Below are 14426 nucleotides of genomic sequence, written 5' to 3'. Positions count from 1 at the left end.
AGTAAAAAAATATGAAGTAAGTGAACTATACTGTAAAAGGGGGATAAAATTGTCTTTATTAGAAAATACGAGACCTGTTTGGGTAGAGATAAATTTGGATAATTTAGCACATAATATTAATGAGGTAGTTAAGAATACTCAGAAAGGCACTTTGATAACTGCAGTAGTAAAAGCTGATGGTTATGGACATGGCGCTTCTGTTGTTGCTAAAACCTTTTTAGAAAATGGTGCCGATAGACTTGCTGTAGCCACATTGTCAGAGGCAATTGAGTTAAGGGAAAATGGGATTGATGATCCTATATTGATATTAGGTTATACACCAACTTATCAAGCTGCTAGTGTACTTAAATATGGAATAATTCAAACTATATATACATATGATCAGGCTCACACTTTGTCTTTAATTGCAAAGGAGCTTGATACTATAAGTAAGGTTCATATTAAGATTGATACTGGAATGGGAAGATTGGGGTATAAGGTTGATGACGAAACTATTGATGAAATAGAAAAAATCAGAAAGCTTCCAAATGTTGAAGTAGAGGGCATTTATACTCATTTTGCTGTGGCTGATGAAGAAAATAAAGAAGAAACTAAAGAACAGTTTAGTAAGTTTATGTGGATAGTAAATCGACTACAGAAAAAGAACATAGAGATACCTATAAAGCATGTGTCAAACAGTGCTGCCATAATTGATTTGAAGGAGTATAATATGGATATGGTTAGAGCTGGTATTATGTTATATGGACTTTATCCTTCTAAAGAAGTAAAGATAAAGAATGTTGATCTTAAACCAGCAATGACCTTAAAAGCTTGTATTTCAAATGTTAAGACGGTAGAATCAAGTAAAGGTATTAGCTATGGTCATATATATGTAACTAATAAGATAACAAAGGTTGGCACTTTGCCATTAGGATATGCCGATGGATATACTAGGATGTTAACGAGTAAAGCAGAAGTAACTATAAAAGGGAAGAGGGTTCCAATTATTGGTAGAATATGCATGGACCAATGTATGGTTGATATAACAAGTATTGGTGATGTAAATATTGGAGATGAAGTAATATTATTCGGAAATGGGAAAAATAATACACCACATATTGATGAAATTGCTGAGAAGTTAGATACTATCAATTATGAGATAGTATGCATGATTAGCAGGAGAGTCCCTAGAGTTTATGTGAAAAACGGAGAAATTATAGATATAAAAGATTATCTATTAGAATAATATATTTAATAGGGAGTATAAATTGACCTTTTGATTGACACACTTATAAGAGATAATATATAATCGAGTATATACTGCTATATATATGAATATGCTATAATGGTGGATAATGTTTTTTAAAACAAATATTGCTTTATTTTTTTGGAGGTGCTCTAATGGCCGAGACAAAACGTATTATGATTAGCTTGCCAGATAGTTTGCTTGAGGAAATTGATGGGATTGTATCCATTGAGAAGAGGAATAGAAGTGAATTTATAAGAGAGGCCATGAAGCTATATATTAGAGAGAGAAGAAAGGTTCAACTAAGGGAAGAACTAAAAAGTGGATATAGAGAAATGGCGAATTTAAATTTAGTACTATCAGAAGTAGGATATGAAGCAGACTACAAAGCTCTATGTGAATATGAAGATAATTTGACAGGGTGTGAAAAACTGTGATTGTTAAAAGAGGAGATGTTTTCTATGCTGACTTAAGCCCTGTTATAGGTTCAGAACAGGGTGGAGTAAGGCCTGTGATAGTGATACAGAATGATATTGGCAATAAATATAGTCCAACAATAATTGTTGGAGCTATCACTTCACAGATTAATAAGGCAAAGCTGCCCACTCATATTGAAATAAAGGCTTCTGACTATGGATTACCTAAGGATTCAGTGGTATTATTAGAACAAATTAGAACTATAGATAAGAAGAGGTTGAGAGAAAAGGTCGGACATTTCGATGAAGATATGATGAATAAAGTAAATGAATGCTTAAAAATTAGCATGGGCTTAATAGATTTTTAAGATACGAGCGTGGAAGATATCCAGGCTCTTTTTATTTTTGGTAAATATTGAAAGAAATAGTAAGATTACTATGCAAAAGACATATTTAGTGGTATCATAATATTGATTATTAGAAAAGATCAGGAGGAACTAATGAAGACTAAATACATAAAAATATTTGTTTTTTTATTTTTAATTACTCTACTATCAGGATTACTGCTGTTTAAACCTTTTATTGGATTAGCCGATAATGCTGATTATTTTAGAGTAATACAACCTTTGGGATTAGAAATTAATGATTATCAGAAATTTTTCTATTTTTATAATGAATATGACATAAATTTGAACCAAGGTAATAATATATTTGAGTATATTTCAAATGTCATCAGTCCTTCAATACCAAATGAAGAGGAGTATGTTTCAACACAATTTATAATTATTAAAGTTGCAATGATATTGAATATTATTGTTAAAACGATTATGGGATTAAATAATAGGATATTTGATATCAGATTTCTAGCTATAGTATATATAATTATATATGGAATATCACTTTATTATATTTATATGAATTTAAGAATAAAAAAAGCTGTCCATAGAATAATTGCTTTTGGACTTATGATTTTTATGTTTTGTGATATAGGATATATTATTTATTTTAATTCTTTTTTTGGAGAAGCTACAATTATCACATCCCTATTTATGATGATAGCCATGACATTATGGATAATAAAGAATAAAAGTCCAAATTTACCTTCAATAATATCGTTTTATATAGCAGCTTTTATTTTTGTAGGTGCAAAGGTAGCCAATTCTCCCATGGGAATTTTAATAGCAATTTTTGGACTAAGCTTTATTCTTTTGAAGAAGGACTTAAAAATTAGAATAACTATCTCAGTCTTATCTATTGCTTTAATAATTACATCAATGCACTTTTACACTAAATCTCCCGATTGGATGAGAAAAGTTACTAATTATCACTCTATATTTTTCGGAGTATTAAAAGATTCTCCAACTCCAGAAGAAGATTTAAGAGATTTAGGTATAAGTGAAGAATATTTAGTTTTGAAGGATACCCACGGATATCTATATCATAATGGTTATAATATATATAGCGATGAATTTAAAGAAGCAGTTTATGACAATGCATCCCATTTTGAGGTCTTAAAGTTTTATCTAAAGCATCCAACAAGGTTTATAGATAAGCTAAAGATAACCGCTGAAAGTAGCATAATGATGAGTCCACCATATCTTGGCAATTATCGTAAGGTTGATTATATAGAAAGACTTAAGTTAACTAATAGATTTTCTGCTTGGAGTTATATTAGAAAACAATTTGTAGGCTCAGCATTTCTAATAATTATTTTACTATTTATTTTATTTGCTTGTATTCTAATTTATGAGCTTATTAAATGGATAAGATCTGATAAAAAAAGTAAATCTAATTTAGTTAGCATATTAGGTGCATCATTATTGTTTTTAATTGCCGGAAGTCAGTTTGCCATACCAATAATAGGTAATGGTGAAGCTGATATAGTAAAGCATATGTATTTATTTAATGCATGCTTTGATTTCATGATTTTCTTAGGAATAATTTGGCTACTAGTAAGAGTAAGTCAATTGAATATAAAAAAATATGTAAAAGTCAATGTTGATAAAAAAGCTCTAATAACTATCATAAGTGCAATAGCAATCATTATTAGTATTCCACCTATAATAAATATTGCAAAGGTTGATGACAATGTAGATATAGGAGATACTATTAAATTTGGAACATATAATCAAGAATCTATAGATTGGAAGGTAATAAATTATAACGAAAATGTAGGGTATCTACTTTGGTCTGATGAAATAGTTGAAATTAATGAATTTGACCATATAGATGAGAATTTAAATGATGATATGGATAACTATGGTTCTAATCTTTGGGCTACCTCGGATATAAGACAATGGTTGAATCAAGATAAAAGCAATGGTTTTTTAACAGAATTTACTCAAGAGGAAAAGAATGCTATATTATCAGTAAATAACAGAAATGTTTTGTCTGCATTTGATTTAGATAGAAAAGATGGAGGGTCCCGACCTCATTATTGGATAAATATTACGTCAATTGCAGATCAGAATTATGAACAAGCATATTATATGACATCAAATGATAAAGTGTTTTTATTAGATATACATCAATTGGTGAATTACGTTTTTGAGAATAATATAAGGGTTAATAAGTATTTTGGCTATAATAATAAAAAAGTAAAAATGAAGTATTGGCTTAGAACTCCATATTATAGTAGCTCAAGTATGGTAAGAATCGTCGATACTGATGGCTTAATATACCATAAGGATGCAAATGTTAAGAATATAGCTGTTATTCCAGCTATTTATATTACTGATGATATTAAAATAGTTGGCGGAAAAGGAACTGAGAAATCACCTTATGAAATTAGGATCAAATAAAAAACAGAGAGGGGTAATACTATCAAAAGTATCAGTATTTTAATTCCTGCTTACAATGAGGAAGATGTTCTATTTATGCTTTATGATAAATTAATTGAAGTAATTCAACAAGTTCAAGGATATTCCTTTGAGATTTTATTTGTTAATGATGGAAGTAAGGATAGGACAGGAGAGCTATTAAAGGAACTACATAAAAAAGATTCTAGAGTATCCTATATAAATTTATCTAGAAATTTTGGCAAAGAAATAGCTATGGCTGCTGGGTTCGATTATGTACAAAGTGATGCAGTTATTATTTTAGATGCAGATTTACAGGATCCACCAGATTTGATTCCAGAAATGATTAAGTATTGGGAAGAAGGATATGACGATGTATATGCTAAGCGAAGGAGTAGACAAGGTGAGTCTTGGTTAAAGAAACTAACATCACATAGCTTTTATAGAATCCTAAAAAGGTTGACTAACGTCCCTATACAAGAAGACACTGGAGACTTTAGATTACTTGATAAGAGAGCATTAGAGGCACTCAAAGGATTTAGAGAAAATCAGAGATATACAAAAGGAATGTTTAGTTGGATTGGATTTAACAAAAAAGAAATTCTATTTGATAGAAATCCTAGGGCAGCTGGAAGTACAAAATGGAATTATATGAAGCTAATCAACCTTGCCATTGAAGGAATTACATCCTTCACGACTACACCACTAAAGGTTTCATCATTTTTTGGATTGAGCATTTCATTCTTTAGCTTTATATATATGATATTTATTATAGTGAAAACCCTGATATGGAATGAGCCTGTAAAGGGTTATCCTTCATTGATGGTTGTGATACTGTTTTTAGGTGGGATTCAACTAATTTCTTTAGGCATAATAGGAGAATATGTAGGTAGAATTTTTAATGAAACAAAAAAAAGACCTCTATACTTTGTTGATGAATACAATGATAATAAGATTTTATATAAGTCTGGAGTGCAGATATGTCAAGAAAAAAATCAATTAGAGAAATAGGATTATATACTATATTTGGTGTATTTACCACACTAATAAATTTTATTGTTTATTATTTGCTTATTTATTTAAATATAGACTTTAAAATAGCAACTTCAATTGCTTTTATAGTGTCAGTAATCTTTGCTTATTTCACAAATCGCAATTATGTTTTTAGCGTTAGAGCAAAATCCATAAAGGAAATGTCATTAGAAGGATTAAAGTTTTTATCAAGTAGGATTCTCACATATTTTTTTGATATATTTGGATTAATGCTTCTTATAGAGCTGATAAATATGGATCAAGTAATAAGTAAATTAGTAGTTAATGTGCTTGTTGTAATAATAAACTATGTTTTATCTAAATTTTATATTTTCAAGAAGGAAAAAAGACTTAATTAGCAAACTTTACTAATAGAAAATACTTTATAATTACAGGATATTTATAAATAGCGTCGAATAGATACTAGAGAGATACATAACCTTGTAGATTATATATAGTTTAAAAGGAGGTAGCTATTTTGAATTTTAAAAAGATAAAAAGAAAACTATTGATATCAGTAATAGTAACAGGAATGTCAGCAGGATTTGTTATTGCAGCTAATGCCACATTTTCAGAACCAGGGTCAACAAATGATCCATTAGTAACATTAAGTTTTGTGGAGCAAAGACTAGAACAAATAAAGTTTTATGTAAATAGTAAAATAGAGGAAGTTAATGGAAATATAACTAATAATAAAACAGAAATAGATACATTGAAAACTGAGAATAGTGAATTAAAAGGAAAAATAGAACAGCTTCAGAATCAATCAGGGTCTGCTGGTTCAAATCTAGAGGTAGTTACATTAGAAAAAGGTAAGATGTTGGTTTGTGACGCAGGGGCTGAAATAATCCTCAGAGCTGGACAAGCTCAAGCAATTGCAAGTGAGCTTGGAGGACTTTCCGATGTAACAGGTGGTCAAGACATTCCAATGGGAGAGGCAATAACACCTAATCATCTATTGATAGTACCTAGAAGTGATGGTAGAGGTGTTTATGCTGTTGAGACAGCGATATTAATGGTTAGAGGTAGCTATAGGATACAATAGTATTGTAATATTAAGATATGGATAGCTGTAGTTAATCTACAGCTATTTTATCGTTAATTAAATTCCCGTATCTTTGCTAAATTACATAAGCTTGATTATAATTTTACAAACTGTGATATAATCATAGGTATGGATTTGTGATATAATATTTTAGGATTTATAAAAAGATGACTTTATAGGCTATTTAAAGGATATTAATTCTGTAGAGATATACGTAATTAAATTATGTCATTTTATTAGGTTAATTTAAAATCTAAGTATGGAGGTAATAGAATGGGACTTATAGATAAGAAAGGAAGAATTTTTGGTAAAGTAAATATTGTAGACTTTGCTGTTTTAATGATAGTTTTGCTTATGGTTTTTGGAGGAGTATATAAGTTTAGTCAGATTAGTAATACAACTCAAGACTATACAGAAGAGATTTCTGTAACTATCGAAGTTAAAGATATAGGTAGTGGATTAGTAGAAGCGATTACAGAGGGTGACATATTACTAGACTCTGTTAGAGGGTCTGAGTTCGGAGAAGTTTTAAGCAAGAGTAGTGTGGAGCCTCATCAGGAGTTGGTAATTGGTAAAGATGGAAAAGTTGAGTTTAAAAGTATTCCAGGAAAATACGATGTTGTTTTAGAGCTAAAGAGTCCTGCTTTGGTCACTGAGGAAGGAATATTAATTGGAAGAAAACCAATGTATATTGGATCAGAAACTAGACTAAAGTCAGACTTATATGTGTTTGATTGTGATGTGATTAATATTGTTAAATAAGAGCTTTCTAATTTATATTTGGAGTGTTTGTTATGAAAAATAGTGTAATATTAAGAGCTTTATTAAAATTAATCAATATATTTGTTGAGTACTATAAGAGTAGCTTTACATGTAAAGTAATAAATAGAACTCTAAGTAAGCTAGAAGATTACTTTAAAAATAGTATGATATATAAAATATTATTAGGAAATAGAAATAAAGACCCATATGCTAATAAAAGCTTTTTTATAAAAGGAATAGAAACAATAATTAGAAACTTAATAAGCTTTTTCCATAGACTCTATGCTAAAGGTAGAGATGGTAGTTTAATTATCAAGGGAGTTAGTAATATAGTAAAGCCTAAGAATAGAAATAATAAAGTGTTTATAAACCTTAAGACAACCTTTAAAAATAGTCTTATGAGAGCAATATTAGTTAAGGTTTTTGTATTTGAACCTGAGGAGTGAAATGATGAAAGAATGGATAAGCCCTATATATAGTATAATTTTCTTTATTATCGGATTACCTTATTTATCGGACATGCAATTATTGCTAGTATCAATAGGCGTAGTTGGCATTTATCTGATATATTACATTATAGATGGAGACTTTAAATTTAACTATACACCTGCGAATATTTTTCTACTTATATTTGGGATATTGGTATTTCTAAATACTGTTCTATCCATTGATCCAAATGGGAGCTTTAGAGATTTTTCGCTACATATGGCTTCCTTGGGGATGATTTTTGTATTTACTAACAGTAGAAAAACAAAGCAAGATATGTATCTAATAAATGTAGTTTTAGTTTTGGTAGCACTAACTGTATCAATATATGGAATTAGTCAATACGTGAACGGTGTTGAGATGGGAAGTGGATGGGTAGACCCAACACAGAATCCTGATCTAACAACAAGGGTATTTGCTACCTTTGAAAATCCCAATCTATTGGCAGAATATTTAATAATGATATTTCCAGTTGGTCTAGCACTGATATTTTATAATAAAAGTATATTTAAAAGATTATTTTTCAGTGCAGCAACGTTCATTATATTAATAACTATTGGATTAACCTACTCAAGGGGTGGATGGTTAGGATTGATGGTCGGTATAATAGTGTTTTTATTCCTAGTAAATAGAAAGGCTCTATTAGCGTTGATACCAGTGGGTATGGTAGGTGTATTATTTTTACCAGCATCAATAATTCATAGAGTTATGACACTAGGTAGTTTTCAGGATACATCCATTATATATCGTTTAAATCTTTTAAGTAAGTCAGTTAATATTGTGAAGGATTTTTGGTATTCTGGAATAGGATTGGGATATATTCCCTTTCAGCAAATTATACCACTATATATAAGAACTATGGCACCATATCACACCCATAACTTGTATCTTCAAATCGCAATAGAGATGGGAGTTGTAGGTATAATAGTGTTCTTACTTTTAATTTTCAGTTTAATGAAGATGAGTATAAAACTATCATTTAATAGTGAAAGCAGGTTTATAGGAATTTTTACTGCGGCGTATGCTGCATCATTATCGGGCATTTTAGTCCATGGTATAGCGGAACATATATTCTTTAATCCCAAAATAATAATGGCATTTTGGCTTATTGTAGGAATCTTGATAAACTATTATGTTTTAAATAGCAATGAAGAAAAGAAACTTAAATTAGAAGTGTAAGAAAAATTAGAAGAAGGATGATATTCATGAATATTTTATTAGTTGCCATGGGGCTTGATATAGGAGGAGCAGAAACCCATGTAGTCAGCTTGGCAAAGGAACTTAAGAATATAGGACATAATCCTGTTGTCATTTCCTCTGGCGGAGTATATGTTGATGAATTGTTGGATAAGAATATTCCACATTATGATGCTCCTTTAGACCAAAAGGATATTAAAAGTATAATTAAATCATTGACAATGATGAAAAAAGCCATTAAAGATGAAAAAATTCAGATTATACATGCCCATGGAAGAATACCAGCACTTATAGGTAAAATAATATCAATATTAAATAGATTACCTTTTATGACTTCAGCCCACGCAAAATTTGTCCACGGAGGATTATACAAATATATGTCATTTTGGGGCGAGGAGGTAATAAGTGTAAGTGAGGATATTAAGAATCACTTAATGGATAACTTTGGTGTTGATGAAGAAAAGATCACAATTATAACCAATGGAATTGACACAGATAAGTTCTCGTTTTCTGAGAATGTTTCAACACTATATAAAGATATAGGGCTAAAGGAAAATTCAAAAAAGATTGTGTATATAAGTAGAATAGAAGGTAACTTGGCAACTTTATTGGAGCTTGTTATAGAGGTTGGCCAGGATTTATACAAGGATAATAAAGATATAGAGCTAATAATTGCTGGTTCTGGAGATGATTTTGAGAGAATTCAAAAGTTAGTTAACGAAGTGAATTCAAGGTTCGACAAACCTTTCATGTATCTACTTGGGAAAAGAACTGATATAGCTGATATAATGTCTTTAGGAGATGTTGCAATCTGTGTATCTAGGACAGCATTAGAATCAATGGCCTGTAAAAGACCAGTTATTTTAGCTGGTGGAGAAGGGTATATGGGGCTATTAAATAAGGATAATATAGAGTTAGCTATTTCTAATAATTTCACTGGAAGAACAGTTGAAAACAATATAACTAAAGAATCTCTTGAAAATGATATAAAGCAAGTATTATACGAGCTGGACTCTGAAGATAGAAGAGATTTAGGTGTACTAGGTAGAAGTACTGTTGAAAAATATTTTTCCATAAAATCCATGACGGAAGAAACATTAACTATATATGAAAGGCTCTTAAAAAGGAGGTAGGACAATTGAAGCTTATAGATGATAAAGGAAGATTGTTTGGGCTAATAAATTATATTGACTTAGCTATAGTTTTAGTAGTAGTTGTTTTGATTGGAGGATTTGCTTATTATAAAGCTGGAAGCGGTGATGGTAATAATGTAGTTCAGCAAACAGAAACTGAACAAGAGTTAACTATAAAATATTTTGTAAATGGTATAAAAGACGTATCTGTTGATAGCGTTGAAAAGGGTGATGTGTTTAGTGTCTTATCTAGTGGCAATACAATAGGTGAAGTAGTTGATAAGATAGTTGAACCTGCTACTATGACGACTACAGACGAAAAAGGAAATGTAATAGAAAGCGAAATTCCAGGTAGATATAACTTAACCCTCATTATTAAGACTAAAGGTCTAGTGACTAATGACAAAATTAAGGCATACAATGATGAAGTCCATGTAGGACAATCTATAATAATTAGGAGTAGAATGATTACATTCTTATCTACTATTTACGGAATCGAATACTAGAAAATTTGTTCTAGTATTATGAAAGGAAGAAACCCATGAAAAAGATTTTTGTTTTTGGATACTATGGATTTAAAAATTGTGGTGATGACGCAATTTTAGATTCCATTATTAGTAATTTAAAAAATATAAATAAAGACTTAAAGATATCGGCACTAACATATGATGCCGAATATACAAAGGGTGTTCATGGAGTGTCACCTGTAAGTAGATCAAAGCTATTCGATATCATAAAAAATATCAGGGACTGCGATTTGCTTATAAGTGGAGGAGGCTCACTATTACAGGATGTTACCAGTAGTAGGTCATTGATATTCTATCTTAGCTTGATTTTTATTGCGAAGTTTTTTAAAAAGAAAGTAATGTTTTTTTGTAATGGATATGGTCCTGTAAAGAAGAAGTTGAATAAATTGCTTATTAATAAAATAGTCAATAAAGTTGATTTAATAACATTAAGGGATGAGGAGTCAGCAAAAGAATTAAAGAAAATTGGTATTACAGAGAATGTTATTGTAGCAGCAGACGCTGCATTTACAATGGAACCTGCCAATGAAGAGAGAATAGATGAAATAATGGATATAGAGGGTATACCTAAAGATAAAGAAATTATTGGAATTTCGGTTAGAAGATGGACAAATGATGAAAAAACTAAAAATGTTATAGCTAAAACCGTAGATTATTTATCTACTAAAGATAGAAGAGTAGTATTAATACCTATGAAATATCCAGATGATGTAGAATTCTCGTTGGAAATTAAAGAAATGTGTGAAACTAATCCCTATGTAGTAGAAAATTATTATAAACCTAAGGAAGTACTAGGAATAATAGGGAAATTTGAAATTCTAATAGGAATAAGACTACATGCACTAATTTTTGGTGCAATAGCTAATGTTCCAGTGGTAGGAATAGAATATGACCCCAAGATAAAAGGTTTTTTACAGTTGATTGATGGAGTTAATAGTGGAGATATAAATAAACTTGATTTTACTCACTTATGTTTATGTATAGAAGAGGTTTGGAATAATAGGGATAAATATAAAAATAAATTGGCTGAAAGAAAAGTAGAGCTGAAAGAAAAGGTATTGAACGTATCTGAAAAGGTAATAGAGTTGTTAGAAAGTGAGAATGAATAAAGTAAGGTAGGTGCTATTATGGAAGATTTAATTAAGGTACTTGGGGTAAAGATAAATAAGATAACTTTTGATGGAGCTGTAGAAAAGATAAAAGGCTTCTTAGAAGATAAAGATTCAAGTAAACCTAAAGCTATATATACGCCTAATACAGAAATGGTAATGTTAGCTAAAAAGGATGAGAATATTAAAGGAATTCTTAATAAAGGTGATATGCTAATAGCTGATGGAATAGGAATAGTATATGCTTCTAGGATTAAGAAAAATAGTCTTCCAGAAAGAGTAACAGGTTTCGATATATCGGTTGAAATGCTTAAATTAGCAAATGAAATGGGATATAAAGTTTTTTTATTGGGAGGACAGAAGGGTATAGCTGAGACTGCCAGTAAAAAGATAAGAGAGAAATATCCTAATATAAATATTTGCGGTTATAATCATGGCTTCTTTAAAGGGGCACATATTGGTCATAGTGGTCATGAAGAAGAGCAAAAAGTGATTGATAAGATTAATAAATCAAAGGCAGATATATTATTTGTTGGTCTAGGGGCACCTAAGCAGGAAATCTGGATTAATGAGAATAAGGAAAAGTTAAATTGTAAGGTAATGATAGGTAATGGAGGTACGATAGATATATTATCGGGTAATGTAAAGCTAGCTCCAAAGATATATCGAAAAATGGGCTTAGAATGGTTTTATAGATTAATGAAGGACCCTAAGAGAATAAAGAGACAGATAGTATTGCCTATATTTGTACTTATGGTATTATTCTCAAGGGAAAAAATAGTGGAATAATTTATATATTTTTTAGGAGGTAACAAATGAAAAAATACGAAAGAAGATGGTATAAATATGTAATAGATTATCTAGGCATTACTGTTGGAACAGTTATTATGGCTATTGCAATAAATATGTTTCTAGATCCCAATACTATAGCTCCTGGTGGAGTTACTGGACTTGGAATTGTCATCAAGAAAGTTACAGATGGGCTTATTCCAGTAGATGTAACAAACTTGGTGATAAATATCCCATTATTTATTGGCGGGGTATTGATTTTAGGAAAATCCTTTGGCGCTAAAACCTTATATGCTACATTAGCATTATCATTTGCTATAAGATTTATTCCAACGGCGTCGGCTACATCTGATATGCTACTTGCTTCAGTTTTTGGTGGAGTTTTGATAGGTATAGGATTAGGTATAGTATTCAAATTTGGAGGAACAACAGGAGGAACGGATTTAGCTGGGGCTATATTAAATAAGTTTTCACCAGGTCTTACTACAGCAACATATATGATGATAATTGATTTATGTGTCGTTGCTACTTCGGGAATAGTAGGAAAGAATATTGAGACGGCACTATATTCTGTTTTAGCTCTATATATTTTGGTTAAGGTTATTGATATAATTCAAGAAGGAATAAGCTATGCCAAAGCATTCTTGATTATCTCAAATGACCCGGAGGAAATGGGTAAAACAATTCTTGACGAAATAGATAGAGGTGTAACAGTTCTTAAAGGCCAAGGAATGTACACTGGTGAAGATAGAGATGTTCTTCTTTGTGTTGTTAACAGGGCACAAGTGACAAAGCTTAAAGAAGTAGTGAATAAGATAGATAATAGAGCCTTTGTAATGGTAGCAGATATTCATGAAGTGTTAGGAGAAGGCTTTAAGGAAATTTCATCAGAATAGCAACTATATAAATATTTGAACAGGGTAGAGTGTATCATAAAATTGATGCACTCTACCCTGTTTTTATTTTTTAAGAAATCAAGAATGTCTATATTAATTAGTGAATCATACAGCTTACTAAAAATGATAGCAAATAAATACAATAATTCAAAACTATTACAATAATACAAGAAAAAGTAACGAAAATGACCATATAATCCAAAAAAATACAAAATATTTTCTACAAACTACAAATTTTGACAAAATATGCGTAAAGATTTTGTTATCATACAATATGTATATTATATTTACATATTAAAATACATGGGAGGTCATGCCGTGGGAAGAAGAAAAACTATAGATAGAGTCTTGGCTCTTATTTTATGTGTAATCCTGATTTTATTACCAAACACATTTAAAGTAAGTGCTTTGACTGGAATAGAAGAAGTAGTTATTAGTAATATAGAAGCCTTTAAAGACTCAATAACTGTAGAATGGACTCCAGTAGATGGGGTAACAGCATATGAGATAGAGGTGGATGGTGTCGTCATAAATAACGGAATAGACACTGTTTATAAACATATGGGCTTAGAACAGGGGACAAGTCACTCTTATAGAGTTAGAGCAAAGATAGAAGATACGACAGGGGCATGGAGTGATTTGTTGTTAGAAACAACTTTAGATGTAACATCTCCACATATTAGTTTAATTGGGGATGAGGCAATTGTACTGGAGGTAGGCACAAGCTATACAGATGAAGGAGCGATAGCCATAGATAATGTGGACGGAGATATAACAGAAAGTATTACGACAACAGGTATAGTAGATACAGAAATATTAGGAGAATATAAGACAGTATATCTAGTAAGTGATAGTTCAGACAATGAAGCAACAGTAACTAGAGCAATATATGTAGAAGATACAACAAAACCGATAATTACATTGACTGGAAATAACAACATAGAATTAAATATAGGAGATACATATACAGAAGCAGGAGCAATAGCAAATGATAATTATGATGGAGATATA

At 30.5% G+C, this 14426-nt stretch carries 16 protein-coding genes; all 16 read left to right on the top strand.

The window, feature by feature from the left end:
• The first annotated feature begins 49 nt into the window (after positions 1 to 49).
• Positions 50 to 1225 (top strand): alanine racemase, encoded by a 1176-nt coding sequence (alr, locus tag JMO20_RS15055; RefSeq protein WP_202710526.1) that lies wholly within the window; start codon positions 50 to 52, stop codon positions 1223 to 1225.
• Between the two features lie 155 nt (positions 1226 to 1380).
• Complete coding sequence (locus JMO20_RS15050; RefSeq protein ID WP_202710525.1) at positions 1381 to 1662, top strand: CopG family ribbon-helix-helix protein; 282 nt, start codon at positions 1381 to 1383, stop codon at positions 1660 to 1662.
• The gene (locus JMO20_RS15045; protein WP_202710524.1) at positions 1659 to 2009 is read left to right on the top strand and encodes a type II toxin-antitoxin system PemK/MazF family toxin; all 351 of its coding nucleotides are present in this window, start codon (positions 1659 to 1661) and stop codon (positions 2007 to 2009) included. The genes JMO20_RS15050 and JMO20_RS15045 overlap by 4 nt, the downstream gene beginning before the upstream one ends.
• Before the next feature lie 132 nt (positions 2010 to 2141).
• Positions 2142 to 4442, top strand: a complete 2301-nt coding sequence (wsfD, locus tag JMO20_RS15040) for a glycan biosynthesis hexose transferase WsfD (RefSeq protein ID WP_202710523.1) — start codon at positions 2142 to 2144, stop codon at positions 4440 to 4442.
• Positions 4443 to 4463: 21 nt separating this feature from the next.
• Positions 4464 to 5450, top strand: a complete 987-nt coding sequence (locus tag JMO20_RS15035) for a glycosyltransferase family 2 protein (RefSeq protein ID WP_341534040.1) — start codon at positions 4464 to 4466, stop codon at positions 5448 to 5450.
• Positions 5420 to 5830, top strand: a complete 411-nt coding sequence (locus tag JMO20_RS15030; protein WP_202710521.1) for a GtrA family protein — start codon at positions 5420 to 5422, stop codon at positions 5828 to 5830. The genes JMO20_RS15035 and JMO20_RS15030 overlap by 31 nt, the downstream gene beginning before the upstream one ends.
• Positions 5831 to 5949: 119 nt before the next feature.
• Positions 5950 to 6516, top strand: a complete 567-nt coding sequence (locus tag JMO20_RS15025) for a coiled-coil domain-containing protein (RefSeq protein ID WP_202710520.1) — start codon at positions 5950 to 5952, stop codon at positions 6514 to 6516.
• A gap of 273 nt (positions 6517 to 6789) precedes the next feature.
• Positions 6790 to 7278, top strand: a complete 489-nt coding sequence (locus JMO20_RS15020) for a DUF4330 domain-containing protein (protein ID WP_202710519.1) — start codon at positions 6790 to 6792, stop codon at positions 7276 to 7278.
• A 32-nt stretch (positions 7279 to 7310) separates the two neighbouring features.
• Positions 7311 to 7724, top strand: a complete 414-nt coding sequence (locus JMO20_RS15015) for a hypothetical protein (protein WP_202710518.1) — start codon at positions 7311 to 7313, stop codon at positions 7722 to 7724.
• 4 nt (positions 7725 to 7728) lie between these two features.
• The gene (locus JMO20_RS15010) at positions 7729 to 8943 is read left to right on the top strand and encodes an O-antigen ligase family protein (RefSeq protein WP_202710517.1); all 1215 of its coding nucleotides are present in this window, start codon (positions 7729 to 7731) and stop codon (positions 8941 to 8943) included.
• 26 nt (positions 8944 to 8969) lie between these two features.
• Positions 8970 to 10094 (top strand): glycosyltransferase, encoded by a 1125-nt coding sequence (locus tag JMO20_RS15005; protein ID WP_202710516.1) that lies wholly within the window; start codon positions 8970 to 8972, stop codon positions 10092 to 10094.
• 5 nt (positions 10095 to 10099) lie between these two features.
• The gene (locus JMO20_RS15000; RefSeq protein WP_202710515.1) at positions 10100 to 10600 is read left to right on the top strand and encodes a DUF4330 domain-containing protein; all 501 of its coding nucleotides are present in this window, start codon (positions 10100 to 10102) and stop codon (positions 10598 to 10600) included.
• 35 nt (positions 10601 to 10635) lie between these two features.
• A complete protein-coding gene (gene csaB, locus JMO20_RS14995; RefSeq protein ID WP_202710514.1) occupies positions 10636 to 11730 on the top strand; it encodes a polysaccharide pyruvyl transferase CsaB in 1095 nt (364 codons plus the stop codon).
• A gap of 18 nt (positions 11731 to 11748) precedes the next feature.
• Positions 11749 to 12519 carry a WecB/TagA/CpsF family glycosyltransferase gene (locus JMO20_RS14990; RefSeq protein WP_202710513.1) on the top strand — a complete coding sequence of 257 codons (771 nt, stop codon included), beginning with the start codon at positions 11749 to 11751 and terminating at the stop codon, positions 12517 to 12519.
• Positions 12520 to 12545: 26 nt separating this feature from the next.
• Positions 12546 to 13415, top strand: a complete 870-nt coding sequence (locus JMO20_RS14985; RefSeq protein WP_202710512.1) for a YitT family protein — start codon at positions 12546 to 12548, stop codon at positions 13413 to 13415.
• A 318-nt stretch (positions 13416 to 13733) separates the two neighbouring features.
• On the top strand, positions 13734 to 14426 hold a 693-nt coding region (locus JMO20_RS20660), incomplete at its 3' end, for an immunoglobulin-like domain-containing protein (protein ID WP_202710511.1).

It is taken from the genome of Sporosalibacterium faouarense, from assembly GCF_016765695.1.
In the GTDB taxonomy this organism is placed as follows: Bacteria; Bacillota; Clostridia; order Tissierellales; family VENL01; genus Sporosalibacterium; species Sporosalibacterium faouarense.
Note: the sequence above shows the minus strand (reverse complement) of the source record. Positions and strands in the feature narration are given on the sequence as shown.

Bases quoted from the DNA above. Each gene is read 5' to 3' on its own strand.
- JMO20_RS15050 (WP_202710525.1), top strand. From the start codon at position 1,381: ATGGCCGAGACAAAACGTATTATGATTAGCTTGCCAGATAGTTTGCTT.
- wsfD (WP_202710523.1), top strand. From the start codon at position 2,142: ATGAAGACTAAATACATAAAAATATTTGTTTTTTTATTTTTAATTACT.
- JMO20_RS15030 (WP_202710521.1), top strand. From the start codon at position 5,420: ATGTCAAGAAAAAAATCAATTAGAGAAATAGGATTATATACTATATTT.
- JMO20_RS15020 (WP_202710519.1), top strand. From the start codon at position 6,790: ATGGGACTTATAGATAAGAAAGGAAGAATTTTTGGTAAAGTAAATATT.
- JMO20_RS15015 (WP_202710518.1), top strand. From the start codon at position 7,311: ATGAAAAATAGTGTAATATTAAGAGCTTTATTAAAATTAATCAATATA.
- JMO20_RS15010 (WP_202710517.1), top strand. From the start codon at position 7,729: ATGAAAGAATGGATAAGCCCTATATATAGTATAATTTTCTTTATTATC.
- JMO20_RS15005 (WP_202710516.1), top strand. From the start codon at position 8,970: ATGAATATTTTATTAGTTGCCATGGGGCTTGATATAGGAGGAGCAGAA.
- csaB (WP_202710514.1), top strand. From the start codon at position 10,636: ATGAAAAAGATTTTTGTTTTTGGATACTATGGATTTAAAAATTGTGGT.
- JMO20_RS14990 (WP_202710513.1), top strand. From the start codon at position 11,749: ATGGAAGATTTAATTAAGGTACTTGGGGTAAAGATAAATAAGATAACT.
- JMO20_RS14985 (WP_202710512.1), top strand. From the start codon at position 12,546: ATGAAAAAATACGAAAGAAGATGGTATAAATATGTAATAGATTATCTA.